Source organism: Streptomyces sp. NBC_00310 (assembly GCF_036208085.1).
In the GTDB taxonomy this organism is placed as follows: Bacteria; Actinomycetota; Actinomycetes; order Streptomycetales; family Streptomycetaceae; genus Streptomyces.
Genome location: NZ_CP130714.1, coordinates 401,178 through 419,478, shown reverse-complemented (window position 1 = coordinate 419,478; position 18,301 = coordinate 401,178). Strand labels below are relative to the sequence as shown.

Annotated in this window: 14 protein-coding genes and 2 pseudogenes; 4 read left to right on the top strand and 12 right to left on the bottom strand. The window is 69.9% G+C overall.

Translation table 11 applies throughout. From position 1 onward, the window contains the following. Positions 1-13 precede the first annotated feature (13 nt). The 4 genes and pseudogenes from OG202_RS01655 to OG202_RS01640 all read right to left on the bottom strand — a co-directional run bounded on the left by OG202_RS01655 (position 14) and on the right by OG202_RS01640 (position 3,678). Complete coding sequence (locus tag OG202_RS01655) at positions 14-1,054, bottom strand: glycoside hydrolase family 5 protein (RefSeq protein WP_328222196.1); 1,041 nt, start codon at positions 1,052-1,054, stop codon at positions 14-16. Positions 1,055-1,189: 135 nt separating this feature from the next. Beyond that, on the bottom strand, positions 1,190-2,440 hold the full coding sequence (locus OG202_RS01650; RefSeq protein ID WP_328222195.1) for an LmeA family phospholipid-binding protein: 1,251 nt from the start codon (positions 2,438-2,440) through the stop codon (positions 1,190-1,192). A 63-nt stretch (positions 2,441-2,503) separates the two neighbouring features. Next, positions 2,504-2,923: a DUF4259 domain-containing protein gene (locus OG202_RS01645; RefSeq protein WP_328222194.1), complete on the bottom strand. Its 420-nt coding sequence runs from the start codon at positions 2,921-2,923 to the stop codon at positions 2,504-2,506. A gap of 30 nt (positions 2,924-2,953) precedes the next feature. Next, positions 2,954-3,678, bottom strand: a pseudogene (locus OG202_RS01640) (DinB family protein). A 268-nt stretch (positions 3,679-3,946) separates the two neighbouring features. On the opposite strand from OG202_RS01640, the gene OG202_RS01635 reads away from it, so the two are divergent. Both OG202_RS01635 and OG202_RS01630 read left to right on the top strand, forming a co-directional pair. After that, positions 3,947-5,287: a cytochrome P450 gene (locus OG202_RS01635; RefSeq protein WP_328222193.1), complete on the top strand. Its 1,341-nt coding sequence runs from the start codon at positions 3,947-3,949 to the stop codon at positions 5,285-5,287. 154 nt (positions 5,288-5,441) lie between these two features. Continuing rightward, positions 5,442-7,040: an AMP-binding protein gene (locus tag OG202_RS01630; protein WP_328222192.1), complete on the top strand. Its 1,599-nt coding sequence runs from the start codon at positions 5,442-5,444 to the stop codon at positions 7,038-7,040. A gap of 604 nt (positions 7,041-7,644) precedes the next feature. Here the strand turns inward: OG202_RS01630 and OG202_RS01625 are convergent. The 4 genes and pseudogenes from OG202_RS01625 to OG202_RS01610 all read right to left on the bottom strand — a co-directional run bounded on the left by OG202_RS01625 (position 7,645) and on the right by OG202_RS01610 (position 11,731). Then, complete coding sequence (locus OG202_RS01625) at positions 7,645-8,679, bottom strand: glycoside hydrolase family 5 protein (RefSeq protein ID WP_326573481.1); 1,035 nt, start codon at positions 8,677-8,679, stop codon at positions 7,645-7,647. 420 nt (positions 8,680-9,099) lie between these two features. Next, a pseudogene (locus OG202_RS01620) lies at positions 9,100-9,874 on the bottom strand (IS630 family transposase); the annotation flags it as partial. A 14-nt stretch (positions 9,875-9,888) separates the two neighbouring features. After that, positions 9,889-11,304 carry an IS4 family transposase gene (locus tag OG202_RS01615; protein WP_327731830.1) on the bottom strand — a complete coding sequence of 472 codons (1,416 nt, stop codon included), beginning with the start codon at positions 11,302-11,304 and terminating at the stop codon, positions 9,889-9,891. A 43-nt stretch (positions 11,305-11,347) separates the two neighbouring features. After that, positions 11,348-11,731, bottom strand: a complete 384-nt coding sequence (locus tag OG202_RS01610; RefSeq protein ID WP_327731832.1) for a helix-turn-helix domain-containing protein — start codon at positions 11,729-11,731, stop codon at positions 11,348-11,350. A gap of 298 nt (positions 11,732-12,029) precedes the next feature. Between OG202_RS01610 and OG202_RS01605 the strand changes: the two genes are divergently transcribed. Continuing rightward, positions 12,030-13,736: an IS1182 family transposase gene (locus OG202_RS01605; RefSeq protein WP_328222191.1), complete on the top strand. Its 1,707-nt coding sequence runs from the start codon at positions 12,030-12,032 to the stop codon at positions 13,734-13,736. A 34-nt stretch (positions 13,737-13,770) separates the two neighbouring features. On the opposite strand, the gene OG202_RS01600 is transcribed toward OG202_RS01605, so the two are convergent. The 4 genes from OG202_RS01600 to OG202_RS01585 form a co-directional block, all read right to left on the bottom strand. Next, positions 13,771-14,673 (bottom strand): UTP--glucose-1-phosphate uridylyltransferase, encoded by a 903-nt coding sequence (locus OG202_RS01600; protein ID WP_326573479.1) that lies wholly within the window; start codon positions 14,671-14,673, stop codon positions 13,771-13,773. Between the two features lie 212 nt (positions 14,674-14,885). Continuing rightward, on the bottom strand, positions 14,886-15,425 hold the full coding sequence (locus OG202_RS01595) for a group III truncated hemoglobin (protein WP_327731834.1): 540 nt from the start codon (positions 15,423-15,425) through the stop codon (positions 14,886-14,888). Between the two features lie 20 nt (positions 15,426-15,445). Beyond that, positions 15,446-16,651 (bottom strand): globin domain-containing protein, encoded by a 1,206-nt coding sequence (locus tag OG202_RS01590; protein WP_327731835.1) that lies wholly within the window; start codon positions 16,649-16,651, stop codon positions 15,446-15,448. Between the two features lie 143 nt (positions 16,652-16,794). Then, complete coding sequence (locus OG202_RS01585; RefSeq protein WP_327731836.1) at positions 16,795-17,235, bottom strand: RrF2 family transcriptional regulator; 441 nt, start codon at positions 17,233-17,235, stop codon at positions 16,795-16,797. 165 nt (positions 17,236-17,400) lie between these two features. On the opposite strand from OG202_RS01585, the gene OG202_RS01580 reads away from it, so the two are divergent. Further along, positions 17,401-18,288, top strand: a complete 888-nt coding sequence (locus OG202_RS01580) for an SDR family oxidoreductase (protein ID WP_327731837.1) — start codon at positions 17,401-17,403, stop codon at positions 18,286-18,288. Positions 18,289-18,301 lie beyond the last annotated feature (13 nt).

Sequence of the window (18,301 nt, the reverse complement as noted above, 5' to 3'; positions counted from 1 at the left end):
TGTCGTGGCGCCGCTACTTCTTCCAGGCCCAGTGCAGGCGGTCGAGCCCGCTCTGGTTGTTCACCTTCAGGCTGAGGCGGGTGCCCGTGCCCTGGAGGATGGTGAGGGAGTAGGTGTCACCGTTGCGCAGGCCGGGCCAGTAGACCGAACCGAGGCCCAGCTCCCGGATGGTGTCGGTCGCGGCCTGGATGTAGGCGACCTCGTTGGAGCCGTTGACGGGACCGTTGTAGTTCAGGCCGGTGGTCATGGAGGCGCCGAACTCGTCGAGGACGGTCCGCGAGGCGCAGGTGCCGATGCGCTCCTTGAAGTCCGCCTTCCACTGCTCGACGCTGGTCCAGTCGGTGTGCCAGAAGCCATAGTTGTGCAGGGCGATCCGGGTGCCGTCGAGCCGGCTGTCGGCGCAGACCGGCTTGACGTCCTCGCTGTACTTGATGCCGCCGATGAGGACCCGGTCGCGGGGGATGGACCGGTGCGTGGTCAGCCAACGCGCGGCCACGTCGCGCCACTCCTCGGAGGTGTAGCCGAACGGCTCGTTCATCGGCTCGAAGTACACCTTGGAGTTGTGGCCGTAGGCGGAGGTGATCCGCGCCCACATCCGGTCCCAGGAGGCCTGGTCGTCGATCTTGCCGTCCTTGGTGTTGTCGGCCTCCCAGTACCCCAGGATGACCTTGAAACCCTTGGCGGTGGCGGCGTCGATCGCGCCTCGGTACGACGTCCAGAACGGGCCGTTCACGGACGTGGGGTTGACCGGGAGGCGGACCGTGTTGGCGCCGAGCTGGGAGAACCCGCCGATGATCGCCCGGGACTTGGCGTAGGTCGTGGCGTAACTGTCGGAGGTGGACAGGCCCGAGGGCACGACCGCGTCGTCGGCGTAGTTGTCGCGTGGGTCGGCCCAGTTGACGCCGCGGAAGTCGCTGACGGGCGGCGGCGAGGCGTGGCGGGCGGCGGCTGCGGGAGCGGCGGACGCGGGGGAGCCGAGGACTCCGCCGAATGCCGTGACACCGGCCAGCGACGCCGCGAGGCAGGCTGTCCCGCGATGGTTCTTTCGTGGCACCAGATCCCTTTCAGGGCAGTTGCGTCCGCGAAACCTCGAGGCGCAGGTCGGCGGCTCTTTGGCTTCCGCAAACTAGAAGAGATCTCGAACAGAGGTCAACACATCTGCACACCAAATTTCATCAAGAACACAGGATCACGAGCTGCCCACGGCCAACTCCGAACCCGTGAGCCGCACTCGGATGCCGTCCTCCTCGACGCGGACGTCCCGCAGCCGCATGGTCCCGTGCTCCGGCTCCGGCAGTTCGAAGGACAGGGACAGCCGGTCGGCGAGGACGGGTCGGGTGAGCCGGGACAGGGCGTCGAGGAGGTCGGGGTCGAGGCCCAGACCGCGCAGCACCGCGGGGTTGTCCAGGGCCAGGTCGATGAGGTTGAGGCTCTGGGCCTGGCGGGCGAAGCGCGGAGAGCCGGTCAGTTCGGCGAGTTCGCCGTCGTCGCTCAACGCCTCGCGCGCGGCCGCGTCGGACACCCCCAGCCTCCGCACGATCGCCGGGACCGACAGCAGCGCCTTCGCCTTACGGGTCTCCCGGGCGAGGTCGGCGGAGGCCTGCGGCGTCAGGTGCAGGCCGTCCGAGGCGCGCGTGCCGGGGCGGTACGTGGCCAGGTCCCCGATGTCCAGGCGCATCCCGCCGATCCGGGTGGCGATGCCCCGCTCGCCCTGCCGCTGGATCGTGGCCTCGGCGCGCAGCCGCAGATCGCGCCCGGCGACCGGCAGGGTGCCGCGCGCCCGGACCCGGTCACGACCGTCGCCGGTGAACGTCACCTGGGACGCGCCGAGTTCGCGGTTGAGGTCGGCGAAGGACAGCAGGACGTCGCCGTCGAGCCGGGGGACGCGGGCGCCGCGTACGGAGGTGAGGCCGTCGGCGTCCAGTCGTATGTCATGGGCCGTGGCCGACACCTTCGCCAGCGACACGCGGTCGGCGGCCACGTCCGGCACGGTCACCCGCACGGAGTCCAGCCGCTTGCCCGCGAGTTGGGTGAGGAAGGGGAAGCCGCCGATCTCCACCTCGGGCGCCGCGGCCAGGTCCAGCCGGTCCTCCAGGGTGTCAGCGGCCTCGTGTTCGGCGTACAGCAGTGCCCAGCGGTCGCCGAGGGCCACGAAGGAGGCGAGGACGACCAGGCCCACGACCGCCTTCACCGCGAGCGGCAGCCCGGCGAAACGGCCACGCCGACGCCGGCCGCCCCGGCGATGGACGGGCGGCGTCCACTCCGGCTCCTGCTCCGGCTCGTCCCTCCGCTCGGCGGTGTCCTCGTCGAAGAACTCCTCAAGAGAGGTCACTTCCAGCGGGCCGTCGTCGAGAGTGCCGAGTTCGTCGTACGGATTGCGGGGCGTGTCGGAGCGGTCGTGGCCGTACTGATGCGGATCTGTGCGGTGGGGGGAGCGCATCGTCTCATCCGAACATGTGCACCACCCCCGTCCGCAACCTGAACCCCGGGTATGCGATGTAGTTCACGATCGCGATCGCGCCGCTTCCCCGGCGAGGGAGGACGGCGGTGGCGCGAGGACCGTGCGAAGGCGGTTGAGCATCGCCCGCCACTGCTTCGAGTCGTCCGGGTCGACCCGGTCCGAGGCGGGGCCGTAAGGCGTCTCGGCCGGTTCGCCGCCCGGGTATTGCGCCGCGAGCAGAGCGGCGGCCACCGCATCGTCCGCTTCCCCGAGGTGGCCGGTGGCGTCGACGGTGCGGGTGAGGACGCCGCGGATCAGGGCCTCTCGCCCCTCCGGCCCGGTGGCGTCGAGTGCGTCGGCGAAGTCCGCGGCCGTGGCGTTGCCGAAGGGGTCGGTGCCCCAGGTGCCCCAGGTGCCCCAGGTGCCCCAGGTGCCCACGGGGATCTCCCTGCCCGGCTGGGCGGGGATCCTCGCATCAGGCACTGACCACACGATCGACGCGAAGGGCCAAACTCACCCGGCAGCTGTGAAACGGGCCCGCCACAGGTCGCGGAGCAGGGCGATCTCGGCCATGTGGTGGATGAACTCGAGGTTGGCTCCTGCCAGGACGGCGGCGAACGGGTCGTCGGGGGCGGAGCCGTACGGGTACTGCGAGAAGCCGACCGTGTCGAGTTGCTCGTCGGTGACGGCGGCGACGCTGTCGCGCCAGCGGTCGACCAGCGGCCAGAACCGTTCGAGTGCGGAGGCGGCGGACGGGGTGAAGTCGACCGACAGCTTCGGGATCCTGCCGCCGTTCACCGAAGGTCCACTCCCAACCGCCCGCGAACTGGACGTGCAGGTGCGCCAGCCGCCACGCGATGGCCGTGACCGGCGTCCTGTCGGGCTCCGGCACACCGGTGTGGGCGAGGACCTGCTCGACCCGCTCCACACTCACCCTCCAGTCGTCGGCGATCCGGGCGACGCTCATGCCGTCGGCGGCCTGCCGGGCGACCTCGGCGTACTCGCTCGCCGGGATGTCCGGGGCGCCCAGGTCGAGCACCCACCCACCCGCCCGGCCCGAACGCCCTGGGCGTCGTCGCCTCGCCCCGGCGCCGGATCGACCAGCAACCGGGCACCGGCTCCCACAGGTACTCGTCGTCGCCCAGCCCCGTCAGCCGCACCTGGGCCATCTCCCTGGCCTGGTCGAACTGGTCGAGCGGTAAGCCCAAACGGTCGGTCCGCACGCCTGCGGTCTCCACCTACGGCTCCCTCCGCCCTCGCGCCTCGTAGCTCACGGCGCTCAGCCGGAAGCTGACGGCTCGCCTCACGGGGCGCGACCGAATTTCCCGCCGCGACAACGGTGCGGCACCACCGAGCCGGACGGGCGTCACCACACCCGCTCGGGCCCTGCGCGCCGCGATCGACTGTCACCGAATGTGCCGATTCCCGTACAGTCCGTGCTGTAGTGCTCGGCTCATGGCCGACTGGCCGACTGGCCGACCGGGCGGTCGAACAGGGGGAAGACACATGGACACCGAAGCCGGTCTCGGATCTCTTCCGTACGTGCCCGGGGCGGCGCGCCCGGTCCCCGAGGCCGATCCAGGGCTGGTGGAGCGGTGGCGGTCGGAGGGAGGCGAGCTGGTCGCCCTGCTGACGCGGGTGCGCGAACGGCTCGGCGGTGTCGCGGCGTTCCGCCTCGGGCCCCTGCCCACCGTTCTCGTCACCGACCCCGAGGCGGTCCAGCACGTCCTCGCCCGCCGGCCGGAGCGGTACGTCAAGCGCTCCCACCGCGCCCGTCTCCTGATCGGCGACGGGGTCATGGCCGCCACCGGCGCGGCGTGGAAGGGGCAACGCCGGTTGCTGCAGTCCCAGTTCACCGGTACCGGTATGCGCCGCTACGAGCAGCGGATCACCGAGGCCGCCCGGACCACCGCGGAACGCTGGCGCGCGTACGCCCGCACCGGGCAGACCTTCGACGTCGGCCAGGAGATGCACCGCTTCGCCCTGGACGCCATCTGGCGCTCCCTCACCGGACACCCCCTCGACGACGAGACCCAGCGCGAACTGTCAGCGGTGGAAGCCGTGGGGGCCGCCCTTCCGACCCTGCCCGCCGACGCCACCGACGCCCGGGACGCCGTCGCCGCCGATCTCGACCGGATCGACGCGGTCGTCCGGCACGCCGTCGAGGCCGCTCGCAGCGGGGCGGCGGGCCCCGACGGTCCGGGCCTGCTGCACGTCCTGACCGACGCCGCCACCGAGCGGCCCGAGTACACCGACCGGCTGATCCGCGACGAGTTCGTCACCCTGCTCGCGGCCGGGCACGAGACCACCGCCACCACCCTGACCTGGCTCTATCTGCTCCTCGACCGGTATCCCGCCACCCGCGAACAGGCTCTCGCCGCCGGTGACGAGGGCTCCGCGCAACGCCGTCAGGCCATCCAGGCCCTGGTCCACGAGACGCTCCGGTTCTACCCGTCCGCCTGGATCCTGCCGCGCCATGCCGGCCAGGACGACACCCTCGCCGGCTACGCCATCGAGGCGGGCACCGACATCCTGGTCTGCCCCTACCTGACGCACCGCGACCCGGAACTCTGGCCGGACCCCGAGCGTTTCGAACCCCGCCGCTTCACCACCCCGCAGGGCCGCCCCACCCGCCCGGGCGCCTACTTCCCTTTCGGTATCGGCCCCCGCGCCTGCCTCGGCCTGCAATTCGCGCTCCGCGAATCGACCGTCCTCCTCGAACACCTGCTGCCGGCCCACACCCCGACCTTCCACTCCACCCCCACGAACGCCGTACACGGCATCACCGTCCGCCCCGACGGCCCCACCCCCGCGACGCTCTCCGCGGTCACCTCCGGAGCAGCCTGAGCCCCATGTGCTGCTCGCCTCCCGTGCCCGGAGCGGCCCGATCGCCGGGCACGCGGTCCTTGTCGACGGAGGTATCGGCGTACGCGGCCTCGCCGGTGCCGCCGGTGGCAACCACCCGTGACGCTCGATCCTGACGCTCGATGAGGAGCCGCTCGTGACCACACCCGACGCGATGAGACCGCACCCACGCAACTCCGGCCTGCGGGTCGACCTCAATCCGGCCGCCGCCGTCGCGCGCAACGCCCGCTACCAGGGCGCCTCCGTCGTCATCCGCTACGCGGGCGGCGACCTCACCTACGCCGCACTCGACGACAGGGCGGCCCGTCTGGCCACCGTCCTGGCCGACGGCGGCATCGGCGACGGGGACCGGGTCGCCCACCTCGGGCTCAACAGCAGCTCCTTCCTCGTCGCGCTGCTGGCGGCCCACCGGCTGGGTGCCGTGTTCGTCCCGGTCAACTTCCGGCTGGCCGCAGTCGAGTTGGAGGCCGTCCTCGTCCGCAGCGGCGCCTCCGCCCTGGTCTGCGAGGAGGGCCACCGGGAGGGCGTCGACGAGGTACGTGACAGGACCGCTCTCGCGCGCTTCCTCCTGGTGGACGACGACCCCGAGGTGCCGACCGAGGGCGCGGCGGGCTGGGAACCCTGGGCGCCCCTCCTCGCCACCGCCGTACCCAGGTCCGCCATCGCCGCCAAGTCGGCGGACGACCCGGCGGTCCTGATGTTCACCTCCGGCACCACCGGCACGCCCAAGGGTGTCGTCCTCACCCACGGCAACGTCTTCTGGAACTCGGTGAACGTCGAGCTCCGTCTCGACACCCGCCGTGGCGACGTCACCTACGCGGCCGCTCCGCTGTTCCACATCGGCACCCTGAACAGCTTCGTGCTCCGCACGCTGGTGCGTGGTGGCACGGTGGTCATCAGACGCGGGTTCGACCCGCGGATGTGTCTCGACGACCTGGTCACCCACCGGGTCAACTCCATGTTCGGCGTCCCCCAGATGTTCGCCGCCCTGGCGAGACAACCCGGCCTGTTCGACCAGGATCTGAGCCACCTGCGGTCCATCGTGGTGGCGGGCGCGCCGGTGCCGCCCTCGCTCATCGAGCTCTACGCCCGGCACGGCGTGCTGCTCCAGCAGGCGTGGGGCCTGACCGAGACCGCCCCGTTCGCCACCCATCTGCCCGTCGAGCACACCCTGGACAAGATCGGCTCCGCGGGCATCGCGATGCCGTTCACCGAGGTCCGGGTCGTCGACGCGGTCACCAACTCGCCCCTGAAGCCGGGGGATCCGGGGGAGGTCGTCGTCCGCGGCCCCAATGTCACCGCCGGCTACTGGAACAACCCGGAGGCCAACCGCGCGGCCTTCGACGACGAGGGCTGGTTCCACTCCGGCGACATCGGCCATCTCGACGTGGATGGCTGTCTGTACATCGTCGACCGGCTCAAGCACATGATCATCAGCGGGGGCGAGAACGTCTATCCGGCGGAGGTCGAACGGGTCCTCGCCGCCATGCCGGGTGTGGTCGACGTCGCGGTCCTCGGCATCCCCGACGAGCAGTGGGGCGAGAGCGTGCAGGCCGTCATGAGCGTGGACGGCACGACGGAGATCACCCTGGAGGCCGTCCACGCGTACGCGGCGGGAAGGCTGGCCCGCTACAAGCTGCCAACGCGCCTGACGATCGTGCCCGCCGTCCCGAGGAACGCCTCCGGAAAGCTGGACAAGGCCGGCGTCCGGCGACTGGCCGACGAGGGGAACTGACGGTGCGCAGGGTGCCGACCCTGCCCGCACGCGACATCCACGCCCCCTGACGGGTCGGTGCGGAGTCGTGGACGCGCTTACCGGGCCGCCTGCGCCGGGGCCGGGCGGGATGCCGAGGCCGTCGTCGGAGTGCGGCGCTGCGCAGCGCGACCGGCCGGCTCCGCGAGGCCCACCCAGCGGGCGCCCGGGCCGTGTCGGGGCGGCGGAGGCCGCCGCTATCGCCCTCGCCCTCGCTATCGCCCTCGCCACCGACGTGGATGCGGACCCGGACCCGGACCGGGCGAGCTGACCGCCTGTCACCCACCTGTGCACGGCGCTCACCGCCCCCGCCTTCTCCAGCGGCCGACCGGGGCCGAGGCCGTGGACTATTTCAGCCACGGTTCGCCGTCGCGAGGCGTCGCTCCGGTTCGGAGGGGGGCGGCGTCCACGAGGGCAGCGGCGTGGCCGGCGGCCAACCTCGACACGGCACCACAGCACCGGTGGCAACCGCGCAGCTGACGCCCCGCCACGCGCGGCCGCCTCCAGGGCCGGGAGGCCGACGGGAGCCGGCCCGGTGTGGCTGTGGGCCGGCTCCTGTCGCTCCCTTCGCTCCTTTTGTCTCCGATCAGAAGTCGTCCGGTGTCCTGACGCGGTCGCGGATCCAGACGCCTGCGGGCTTGAGGGAGGAAGTGCCGTTCCAGGAACCGTTGTTGGCACAGGTACCCGGCTTGAAGACGGCGCCGCTGCGTTCGTCGTCGGAGAAGTTCCAGTTGACCCAGCTGATCTTCTTGGCCGCCAGCAGATCGAGGTAGCGCTGCGACATGGCGAAGTCGTTCGCGCCCTCACCGGCGTAGTTCTGGGTGCCGAACTCGGTGACGAAGACGGGTATACGGTCGGCCGCGCGGGCGAGAGTCCGCAGGTACTCGTCCCGGTGCGAGTACGCGTAGAAGTGGAACGTGTACATGATGTTGGCCGCGTTCACCGGGTTGTTCACCACCTCGGACTCGTTCGCGCCGTCCGATACGCCGAGCGAGGACCATGCGCGGGTGCCGACGAGGATCGGGGTGTTCGGGTCCTTGGCCCTGATGACGGGGATGAGCTGCTCGGCGTAGCTCTTGATGCGGGACCAGCTGACCCCGCTGGGTTCGTTCGCGATCTCGTACAGCAGGTTGTCCTTGTCGCGGTGGCGCTGGGCGATCTCGGAGAAGAAGGTCCTGGCGCGGGCGAGGTTCTCGTGCGGGTCGCCGGGGTCGAGCATGTGCCAGTCGACGATGGCGTACATGCCCCGGGCCGTGGCCTGCTCGATGGCGGAGTGGACGAGGTCGGTGAAGCGGCGCGGATCGGTCTCGTAGCCGCCCTCCTGGACGTACATGGAGATGCGCAGGACGTCCGCCTTCCAGTCGGTGGCGAGGGCGTTGAGCGAGCCGCCGGTGACGCACTGGCTGTACCACTGCAGACCGTGCGTGCTCATACCTCGGAGCTGGATCGTTTTTCCATGCTGGTTGCAGAGCTTGGTGCCGCAGACCTTGAGCTGTCCGTTGGCGGCGACGGGTGTGGCTGCCGTCGGGGCCGCAAGGCCTGCCTGTGCGGTTCCCGGGGACAGGACGAGGCCGAGAAGGAGCAGCACGGCGACGAGCGGAACGGATCGTGCCGGTCTCATGGGGGACTCCTGGCGGTCAAGGGTGACGTTCGACCATCGACGGAAGTCGATCGAGCCGTCTCACCAACTGGTAGGAAACTTTCCTAACAGAAAGGGAATTAGCAGTTGGTCCGGACCTTTGCAAGAGATGTGACAGGACCGCCCCGGTGAAGCGCGGGGTGTGGCGGAGGTGTGGCGGAGGTGCTGGCTCGACCGGGTGATCCGGCGGCACCGGAGTACCGGGCCACGCCGTCGCTGCCCCGCAGATCTTGACGACGAGTTCAGGGCGCGGGTCGCCGCACCCCTCGGATGAGGCGCTCCTCGAACATCATGAGCGCCAAATGCGGTCGGCGCAGAGCCGGAAGGGCGGCGCGGACTGAGGCGACCGTGCAGGGCGCAGTCCTCAACGAATGGCTGTGACCAGGACTTTCCCCGCAGCCCCTAGTGTTCTGAGTCGGGAATTCTGTTCAGATAACTGGCGAGGCGTTCGAGGATCTCGTCTGCGGTCTTCGTCCAGACGTAGGGCTTCGGGTCGGTGTTCCAGGCGGCGATCCAGTTGCGGATGTCCTTCTCCAGGGCTTGGACGGACCTGTGAACGCCGCGCCGTATCTGCTTGTTGGTCAGTTCGGCGAACCATCGCTCGACGAGGTTCAGCCAGGACGAGCCGGTCGGTGTGAAGTGCAGGTGGAAGCGGGGGTGGGCCGAGCAGCCACTTCTTGATGGCGGGGGTCTTGTGGGTGGCGTAGTTGTCGCAGATGAGGTGGACATCCAGGTCGGCGGGCACCTCTTTGTCGAGCTTGGTGAGGAACTTCTTGAACTCCTCAGCCCGATGTCTGCGGTGCAGGGAGCCGATCACTTTGCCGGTGGCGACCTCGAGGGCGGCGAACAGGGTGGTGGTGCCGGCGCGGACGTGGTCGTGGGTCACCCGCTCGGGAACCCCGGGCATCATTGGCAGCACGGGCTGGGATCGGTCCAGGGCCTGGATCTGCGACTTCTCGTCGACGCAGAACACCAGGGCCCGCTCGGGCGGGTCCAGGTAAAGGCCGACGACATCGTGGACCTTGTCGACGAAGTACGGATCGGTCGACAGTTTGAAGGTCTCCGACCGGTGCGGCTGCAGGCCGAAGGCCCGCCAGATCCGTGAAACCGACGACTGCGAGAGGCCCGTCTCCTTCGCCATCGACCGCGTCGACCAGTGCGTTGCGTTCTTCGGAGTGCAACACCGTTGCGTTAGCCGTCAGGCCCGGCGTCAATGTCTCCGTCCTTGACCATCTTGAAGTCCAGCGTGTACGCCTGCACGGTGCGCGGATGTTGGTCCCGCTGGAACTGGTACTTGCTGGACGTCTTGCGGTAGCGGGCTTTCAGGCGCTGGCGGCGCTGTTCGGGGAGGAGGTTGGCCAGCGCGGCCCGGCCGATGGCCCCGATCAACGATGCCGTACTGCCCCGGGCAGGCCCCGGGGCGGCGATGATCTGGTCCGCGGCGGCCTGGAAGAGAACGGTGAAGCTCACCCGCTGAACAGACAGTCCCGGCGTGGCCGTCGTGACATCGCCGGCCATGCGGACCAGCGCCTGGTAGACCGTCAGCAGTGCGAAGATCTCCTGCTCAAGACCGGGGACACTGCGGGAACGCAGCACTCGCCCGTCCAGGATCGTGGACTTCAGAGAGAAGTAGCAGGTCTCCGCCTGCCAGCGCCGGTGGTAGAGCCGCAGCAGGTCGTCTGCGGGGTGGCGTTCGGCATCCAGAAGATTGGTCAGCAGCCGCCACAGCTCCGTGCGCCGCGTGCCGTCGGCGAGGACGACGGTGAGCCACGCCTCGACCACCCGCACTTCCACCCGCTGCCCGCTTGCCCTGGCACGGTGGCGGCGCGGCAGGACCGCGGTGAGGTAGGAACCGTCGGGCAGGGGGCGGCGCACGGTCGGGCGCCGCTTGCGGGTCGAGCGGAGCACGAAACGGGCCCCGGTGTCCTGCACGGCTTCAAGGAAGTCGAACGCGTCGTAGTAGGCGTCGGCCAGCAGGAGCATCGATGGGTCCAGATGTCCCAGCAGGCGGCGCGCGTAGGCGAGTTCGCCGACGTCGTCGGGTCCGAAGACCGCGTCCACCAAAGCCCGTGTGCCGCACTCCACGAGGGCCACCAGGCGCACCAGCGGGTAGCCGAACGAGCGGACCCTGCCGATGTGTTTGCGAAAATGCCAGGTCACTGCTTCCTCGTCGGGGGCGGACAGGGTGGTGCCGTCCACGGCGACCAGGCGCAGGCCCTGGTAGAAGGCGCAGGACTGGCGGTGGTCGGCCACAGGTCCAGCCAGGATCGAGAACAGGTGGCGCAGCGGTCCGCTTCCCAGCCGGCGCCGGGCACGTGCCAGCGACGAGGGGCACGGGCGGGGCACGGGCACGCTGCCCAGTCCCGCCGTGAGTTTGGCCCATACCGCCTGATAGGAGGATCGCTCGAAGAAGGCGAGGGCCAGCACGAAGTACACCACGACGCGCGCCGGGAGCAGCCGCAGCCGCTGCGTGCGGACACCGGTGTCCTCCAGAACCGCGTCGACTAACTCGGGGTCGATGATCTCGGTCAACTCGCCCAGATGGCCGGGCGCGTACACGTCCAGGGCTGTCGCGCCGGAGCTGACGCTGACAGAATTCTGAGGCAACGGGACCTCCGGGACACTCGCAATGGCTTCGACACCATGCGAACTACCAGAGGTCCCGCCCTCTTGACAGAGCGCACACATCCTTAACGCACTGGCGTTGCTTCGGAGTGGATTCCAGCGTCTTGGTGACTACCGCGGCGACCTGCTCGTCCGTCACGGTCCTTGGGCCGCCCGGACGCGGCATGTCACCCAGACCGGCGATCCGGTACTGCGCGAACCGGGCCCGCCAGCGGCCCACCGCATGGGGTGTGGAACCGAGCTGAGCAGCCACGTCCTTGTTCGAGGCGCCCTCGGTGCAGGCCAGGATGATCCGACACCGCAACGCCCATGCCTGCGGCGTGGAACGTCGCCGCACCCACTCCTTGCGTGCGGCCCGTTCTTCGTCCGACAGTGTCAACTCGGCCTTCGGCCGCCCCGTCCGTGCCATGGAGCAAGCCTATACATCTGAACAGAATTCCCGACTCAGAACACTAGGGCGTGTTTCGGAAGTCCCTTCGTCGCCCGAAGGGCGGCTCTGCGGCGTCCGGTGCGTGCTCTCGGCGCGCCGGACGAAAGGCCTCGTACTGGGCGTACTTGGCCTTTCGTCCGGTGCGGCGACAGAAGGGACTTCCGAAACACGCCCTAGCTTGACTCTGTCGGGGATCTTGGAGTTTCCCGGTGCGGCAGCAAGATCGACGGGCATGCTCGGGTAGTTCCGCCGACCGATACAGCTGTCGAGGTGCTCGTTGTCTCTTCGTCCCCGTTCCGGTGAGCAGGTCCCGTCTCTGACTGCGCAGGTTGCGCGGGCGAGCAACCCGGACGGCACGACGGCGATATGGGTACGTGACCGCCTCGATGGGCTGTGGTGCGACGAGGACTTCGCCGACTGGTACCCGCGGAATGGGCGTCCGGGGCTCTCGCCTGCTCAACTGGCCACCGTCTGTGTGCTGCAGTTCCTGCTCGGCCTGTCGGACCGGCAGGCCGCCGAGTCGGTCCGCTGCCGCATTGACTTCAAGTACGCCATGGCCATGGAGCTGGACGATCCCGGCTTCCACCACAGTGTGCTGGCCGACTTCCGAGACCGTCTCGCCGAAGACGACCGCGCCGACCGCCTCCTCGACCTCGCACTGGCCCGCCTCAAGGAGGCCGGCCTGGTGCGCGGGCGCACCACGCAGCGCACCGACTCCACCCACGTCCTGGCCTCGGTGCGCGACCTGAGCCGCCTGGAGATGGTCACCGAGGCGGTCCGCGCCGCACTCGAAGAAGTCGCCGGCACATCCCCGCACCTGCTGGACGAGCTGGTCGATGAGGACTGGGGGCTCCGCTACGGCCGGCCGGTCCGCCTGGGCAGGAACCCCACCAAGCCCAAGACCAGGATTCTTGCCACCGGAAACGACGCCGTCCGACTCCTGGAACACCTCTACCAGCACGGAGCAGACCGCACATCCGGTCCTCGTATCCAGGCCCTGCGCCAGATCATGGTGCAGAACTACCACCGTGACGCCGCAGGACATCTGCGCTGGCGCACCGCCGAGAAGGAAGGCGGGCCCGGGCTGCCGCCCTCGTCCCGGGCGGTCGTCTCTCCCTACGACACCTCGGCCCGCTACGCACGGCACGGACACATCATCAGCTGGAAGGGGTTCACCGCCCACCTTACCGAGACCTGCGCTCCCGACGGCCCCAACGTGATCACCGACGTGGCCACCACCGCGGCCACCACCCACGACAGCCAGGTCCTGCCCGGCATCCACACCCGCCTCTCCCGCCGCGGACTGCTGCCCGCCGAGCACCTGGTCGACGCCGGCTACACCTCCCTGCCCCACCTGGAACAGGCCACCCGCGAACACCAGGTCACCGTCTCCGGGCCGCTGAAGAGCAACCCCACCCGCCAACACCGCCGAAATGAGGGCTTCGCCCGGGACGACTTCCGCATCGACTACGACCATCAGCAAGTCACATGCCCGCAGGGGCAGGTCAGTGCGGGCTGGCACGGCCCCTACCCGACCTCCTCGCCCACCGCGGCCCCGCTGATCGTGGCCAGGTTCACCAAGAGCCAGTGCCGCCCCTGCCCGGCCCGCATCCAGTGCACCACCACCGCCGACAGCGCCCGCACCGTGGGATTTCCTCCACGAGAGCTCCGTGACCTGCAACTCCGTGTCCGCGCCGAGCAGCAGACGCCCGAGTGGAAGACGCGTTACGCGGTCCGCTCCGGAGTGGAGGGCACGGTCAACGAGTTCGCCCACGGCCACGGCATGCGGCGCTGCCGCTACCGAGGGCAGGGAAAGGCCCACATCCAGCACGTCCTGACGGCCATCGCCGTCAACATCGAGCGCCTCAGCGGATTGCCACCGGCCGAGGAAGCCCCCATACCCCGCCGACCGACTGCCTTCCAGAGCTACCTCGACCAGCGCGAGTTACCTCGGCTGAAATCCTGGCGAACCCTGGGCAGTTGACCTCGCCAACCCCAAGATCCCCGACAGAGTCAAGCTAGTCCGCGGTGGTGTCGAGGCCGTTGACCAGGCCGCGCAGGACGGGGCCGTACTCCGGGTGGGACAGGGCGAAGGCCATCTGGGCGACCAGGTAGTCGGCCGGGTTGCCGGTGTCGTACCAGCGGCCCTTGATGACCTGCCCGTACACCGCGCGGGTGGCGGCGTAGGCGTTGATGGCGTCGGTCAGGTAGACCTCGCCGGTCCGGTGCTCGTACCAGCGGCGGGTCTGCTCGCGCAGTTCGTCGATGATGCCGGGGGTGACGACGTAGCCGCCGATGGCCGCGTACGCCGACGGAGCGGCCGCGGGCTCGGGCTTCTCGACCAGGCCGGTGATGCGGAGCTGGCCGTCGCCGAGGTCTTCCTTGACTATGGGCACGCCATAGCGCTGGGATTCGGTGGGGTCCATCGGCAGCAGGGCCAGCACCGGACAGCCGGTCTGCTCGTACGCGCGGATCAGCTGCTGCGCGCGGGGGATCTCGGCCACGAAGACGTCGTCGGGCCACAGCACCAGTACGGGCTCGTCACCGAAGGACCGGGCGGCGTTCAGCACCGGCGTGCCGTTGCCGTACGGGCCGTACTGGTCGAGGTAGGTGATGTGGCCCTGGCGGGCCAGCTCCGCGACCTCTTCCACGGCGTCCGCGTAGGCTGTCTTGCCGTCCTCGCGGAGTTGCTCGACGAGGGCCGGGTTGGGGCGGAAGTGGTCCTGGATGAGGCTCTTGCCGCCGGAGACGACGATGGTGATGTCGGTGATGCCGGAGTCCACCAGTTCGCGCACGGTGTGCTCGATGACCGGCTTGTCACCGACCGGCAGCATCTCCTTCGGTGTCGCCTTCGTCAGGGGCAGCAGACGGGAACCGAGGCCGGCGGCGGGGATCACAGCCCTGCGAATCGTCGGGGACATCATGTCTCTCTCGGTCGAGCGGCACACCGTACCGGTTGGTACGGAGCCCCGGGCGCACACGGTCGCGCGGCTCCGTAAGGAAAGCCTACCCAGGCGCTCCTCGGTCGCCGCGCGCCCGCCCCCGCCCGAGCCGGCGCGAGGCGTCCTGGACGGCTTCCATCCGCCCGTCGAGGTCCACGAGCGCCGAACCGGTAGTTCCCGGCGATGCACGACTACCGACCGGGGTGGCTCGCCGATGGGGGGCCGGAAGGCGGGTGGGGTCCGATGGCGACGAAGACGGGACCTCGGTCCGGGCGGGGCCGTCCGTCGCCCGCGGTGTTGTGCAGCAGTGCCCGGGCCACGGCGTGCGCCTTGACGACCGCTCGGTCGGACACCGGTCCCGCGTGACGTCGGCGTACGACGGCGGTCCACAGGTCCAGCCAGCGATCGAAGTACTCGGCGCGCAGCGGGCTCTCGGCGTGCAGGTCCCGGTGCGCGCGGAGGGCGTTGCGGCGGTAGACGCCCGGGGTGAGCAGAGCACTCTCCCAGAAGTCGGCCATGACCGGCAGGTGGGCGGCCATGTCGACTCGCGCCACCTCGGTGAACAGCCGCCCGATGAGCGCATCGTCGAGGACCTCGTCGTAGAACGCCTCGACCAGCCGCTCCACGTCCTGGCGGTCGTGGATGTCGCGCAGTCGCCCCGGCGCGGCGGGCGACCGCTGCGCTTGGTCGTCCCGGGCCGTGCGGTTCCTCGGGAACCGGGTTCGACGCATGGTGTCGTCCGCTCCGTCCCTCACTGGTCGAGCCAGAGGTCGGGACCGAAGACCTCGTAGTGGATGGCGGAGGGGTGCAGCCCCTTCGCCAGCAGTTCGCCGCGCACCATGCGCATGAACGGCAACGGTCCGCAGAGATAGGCGGTGGTGTCGGGGGCGGGGGTGAGGTGGTCGAGCGTGGCGAGGCCGGCGAAGACGTTGGTGCCGGGGGAGTGGTGGGCGTCGTTCTCGTACCACAGGTGAAGATCGGCGCTGTTCAGACGGCTGACGAGGTCCGCCTGCTCGTCGCGGTGGACATGGTCGAGGGGAGAGCGGTCGGCATGGACGACGGTGACCGGACGCGCGGAGGAGGTGAGGGCGAGATGGTCGAGCATCGACAGCATGGGGGTGATGCCGATACCGGCGGAGGCGAGGAAGAGGGGGGTGTCGGCCTCGGGCAGTACGAGGTCACCGGCGGGCAGCGAGACATCCAGGATGTCGCCCACCTCGGCGTGGGCGTGCAGCCAGGACGAGACCTCGCCGTCGGGAACGGTACCGCGGGCGGCCTTCTCGCGCTTGACCGTGATGCGCCAGGTCTTGTGATCCGGTGCGGTGGACAGGCTGTACTGGCGGATCTGGCGGGCGCCGTCGGGCAGTTCCACGCGGACACTGACGTACTGCCCGGGCCGGAAGGGAGCGGTGGGCCGACCGTCGGTCCGGCGCAGTACCAGGGACACGGCGTCGGCGGACTCCTGGCGGCGCTCGGCCACCTCCATGCGCCGCCACACGTCACCGTCGGCCACGCCGGCCTCGGCGTACAGACGGGCCTCGATGGCGATCAGGGCGTTGGCCATCAGCCAGTAGACCTCGTCCCAGGCAGCCCCGACCTCGGGGGTGACCGCGTCGCCGAGCACCTCGGCGACCGCCCCGAGCAGGTGGCGTCCGACCAGGGGGTACTGGTCGGCGGTGATGCCCAGCGAGACGTGCTTGTGGGCGATGCGCGACAGAACGGCGTCCGGGCGTTCGTCGGGTCGCTCGACCAGGAGCGTGGCGAAGGCCGCCACCGAGCCGGCCAGTGCCTCGCGTTGGGCGCCGGTGGCCTGGTTGGTCCGGTTGAACAGATGCCGCAGCAGTTCCGGACGCTCCTCGAACAACCGCCGGTAGAACACCTCCGTGATTGTGGTCAGCGAGGCTCCCACCACGGGAAGCGTCGTCCGTACGACGGGGGCCGACTGAGCGGAAAGCATCAGACACACTCCTGGTTCGATGTCGGTTGGTTGAATTGGTATGTGGGACTCGAATTTTTGCTCGCACGTCTGCCGGGCGCGCACGATCCCGCGATGTGGTCGTTGCATCGACAGTCGGGCGTCAGTCGGGCGTCAGTCGGGCGTCAGCCGGGGGGAGTACCCAGTGCCAGCAGTACCGGGCCCGTCGGTGACGTCACCAGATCGTCCACGGTCGCACCGTTCAGCGAGGAGTAGAACGCCTCCTGCGCCTCCCGCAGTGCCCGCCGCAACCGACAGGCGCCTGCGAGGGGGCAGGGGGTGTCGCCCTCGCACACCACGGCTTCCCGGTCCCCTTCCAGCGTCCTGACCAGATTCCCCACCCGAGTGCTCCGGCCGGAGTCGGTGAGGGTCAGCCCACCGTTGCGCCCGCGCCGCGCCTCGATCACACCCAAATGCTGCAACTGTGCGATCGCCTTCGCCATGTGCGTATAGGGGACGCTCATGGAATCGGCGATCTGCCTCGTGGTCAGCAACTCCTCGCTGTCCACGACGGCCAGGCGCATCACTGCCCGAAGTGCGAGATCCGTGTATCTGGTCAGCCTCACGGAGGCAGCGTATCAATGTTGCATCGCAGATACGTATTTAAGGGGGGTGTGGGTGAGTGTCATACGTCTCGTCGGCGCGGCGGCGGCGCCGACGCCCGGCCGTCACGCTGTACGCGCCCCGCCTTGCGGACGGAAGCTGACCGCAAGGCTCCCTACGGTCGTGTCATGACCCAGCCCCAGCCCCAGACACATCCCCAGACAGAGACGCAGGCGCAGGCGCAGAGGATTCTTGTCACCGGCGCCACCGGAACCGTTGGGCGTCAGGTCGTCGCCGAGCTTCTCGCCCGCGGTCATGCTGTCCGCGCCCTCACCCGGGATGCGTCGAGGGCCGCGCTCCCGGCCGAAGTCGAGGTGGTGCAGGGCGATCTGGACCACCCCGACAGTCTGATCCCGGCCCTGGAAGGTGTCACCGGCGTCCATCTGATCACCTTCGGTGGGGCATATTTCGCCCCGCTCGAGACCGGTCCGCAGATCCTGAAGCCGGCCCGCGCGGCCGGCGTACGCCGGGTCACCGTGCTGCATGGCGGCGGGCCGTCCCCGCTGGAGGACGCTGTGCGTGCCGACGACCGTGTGGACTGGACCGTGCTCATGCCGGTCGAGTTCATGGCCAACGCCCTGGAGTGGGCGGACGGCATCGTGGGCGCCGACGCAGTCCGCGAGCCGTTCGTCTCCCGGCTGAGCGCCATGGTCCACGAAGGTGACATCGGCGCTGTCGCCGCGGTCGCGCTCACCGAGGAGGGCCACGCGGGCCAGGAGTACGTGATCACCGGCCCCGAGCTGCTGACCGTTGGCGACAAGATGGCGACGATCGCCGCCGCTCGGGGCCGCGAGATCACCCTGATCGAGCTCACCGAGGAACAGGCCGTCGCGCAATGGCGGGCGGCGGGCCACCCGGAGGACGTGATCGGCTTCCTGCTCCAGGCGTACGGGAACACGCCGGAGGTCGGCCGCACGGTCCTCGACACCGTCGAGAAGGTCACCGGCCACCCGGCCCGCACGTTCGCCCAGTGGGCCGCGCGGCACGCGGACGCCTTCACGACGCGGGCCTCTTGAGCCGACAGTCGGA

Coding starts and splice junctions, on each gene's coding strand:
- OG202_RS01650 (WP_328222195.1), bottom strand. CDS start 2,440: ATGCGCTCCCCCCACCGCACAGATCCGCATCAGTACGGCCACGACCGC.
- OG202_RS01635 (WP_328222193.1), top strand. CDS start 3,947: ATGGACACCGAAGCCGGTCTCGGATCTCTTCCGTACGTGCCCGGGGCG.
- OG202_RS01625 (WP_326573481.1), bottom strand. CDS start 8,679: ATGAGACCGGCACGATCCGTTCCGCTCGTCGCCGTGCTGCTCCTTCTC.
- OG202_RS01610 (WP_327731832.1), bottom strand. CDS start 11,731: ATGGCACGGACGGGGCGGCCGAAGGCCGAGTTGACACTGTCGGACGAA.
- OG202_RS01600 (WP_326573479.1), bottom strand. CDS start 14,673: ATGTCCCCGACGATTCGCAGGGCTGTGATCCCCGCCGCCGGCCTCGGT.
- OG202_RS01595 (WP_327731834.1), bottom strand. CDS start 15,425: ATGCGTCGAACCCGGTTCCCGAGGAACCGCACGGCCCGGGACGACCAA.
- OG202_RS01590 (WP_327731835.1), bottom strand. CDS start 16,651: ATGCTTTCCGCTCAGTCGGCCCCCGTCGTACGGACGACGCTTCCCGTG.
- OG202_RS01580 (WP_327731837.1), top strand. CDS start 17,401: ATGACCCAGCCCCAGCCCCAGACACATCCCCAGACAGAGACGCAGGCG.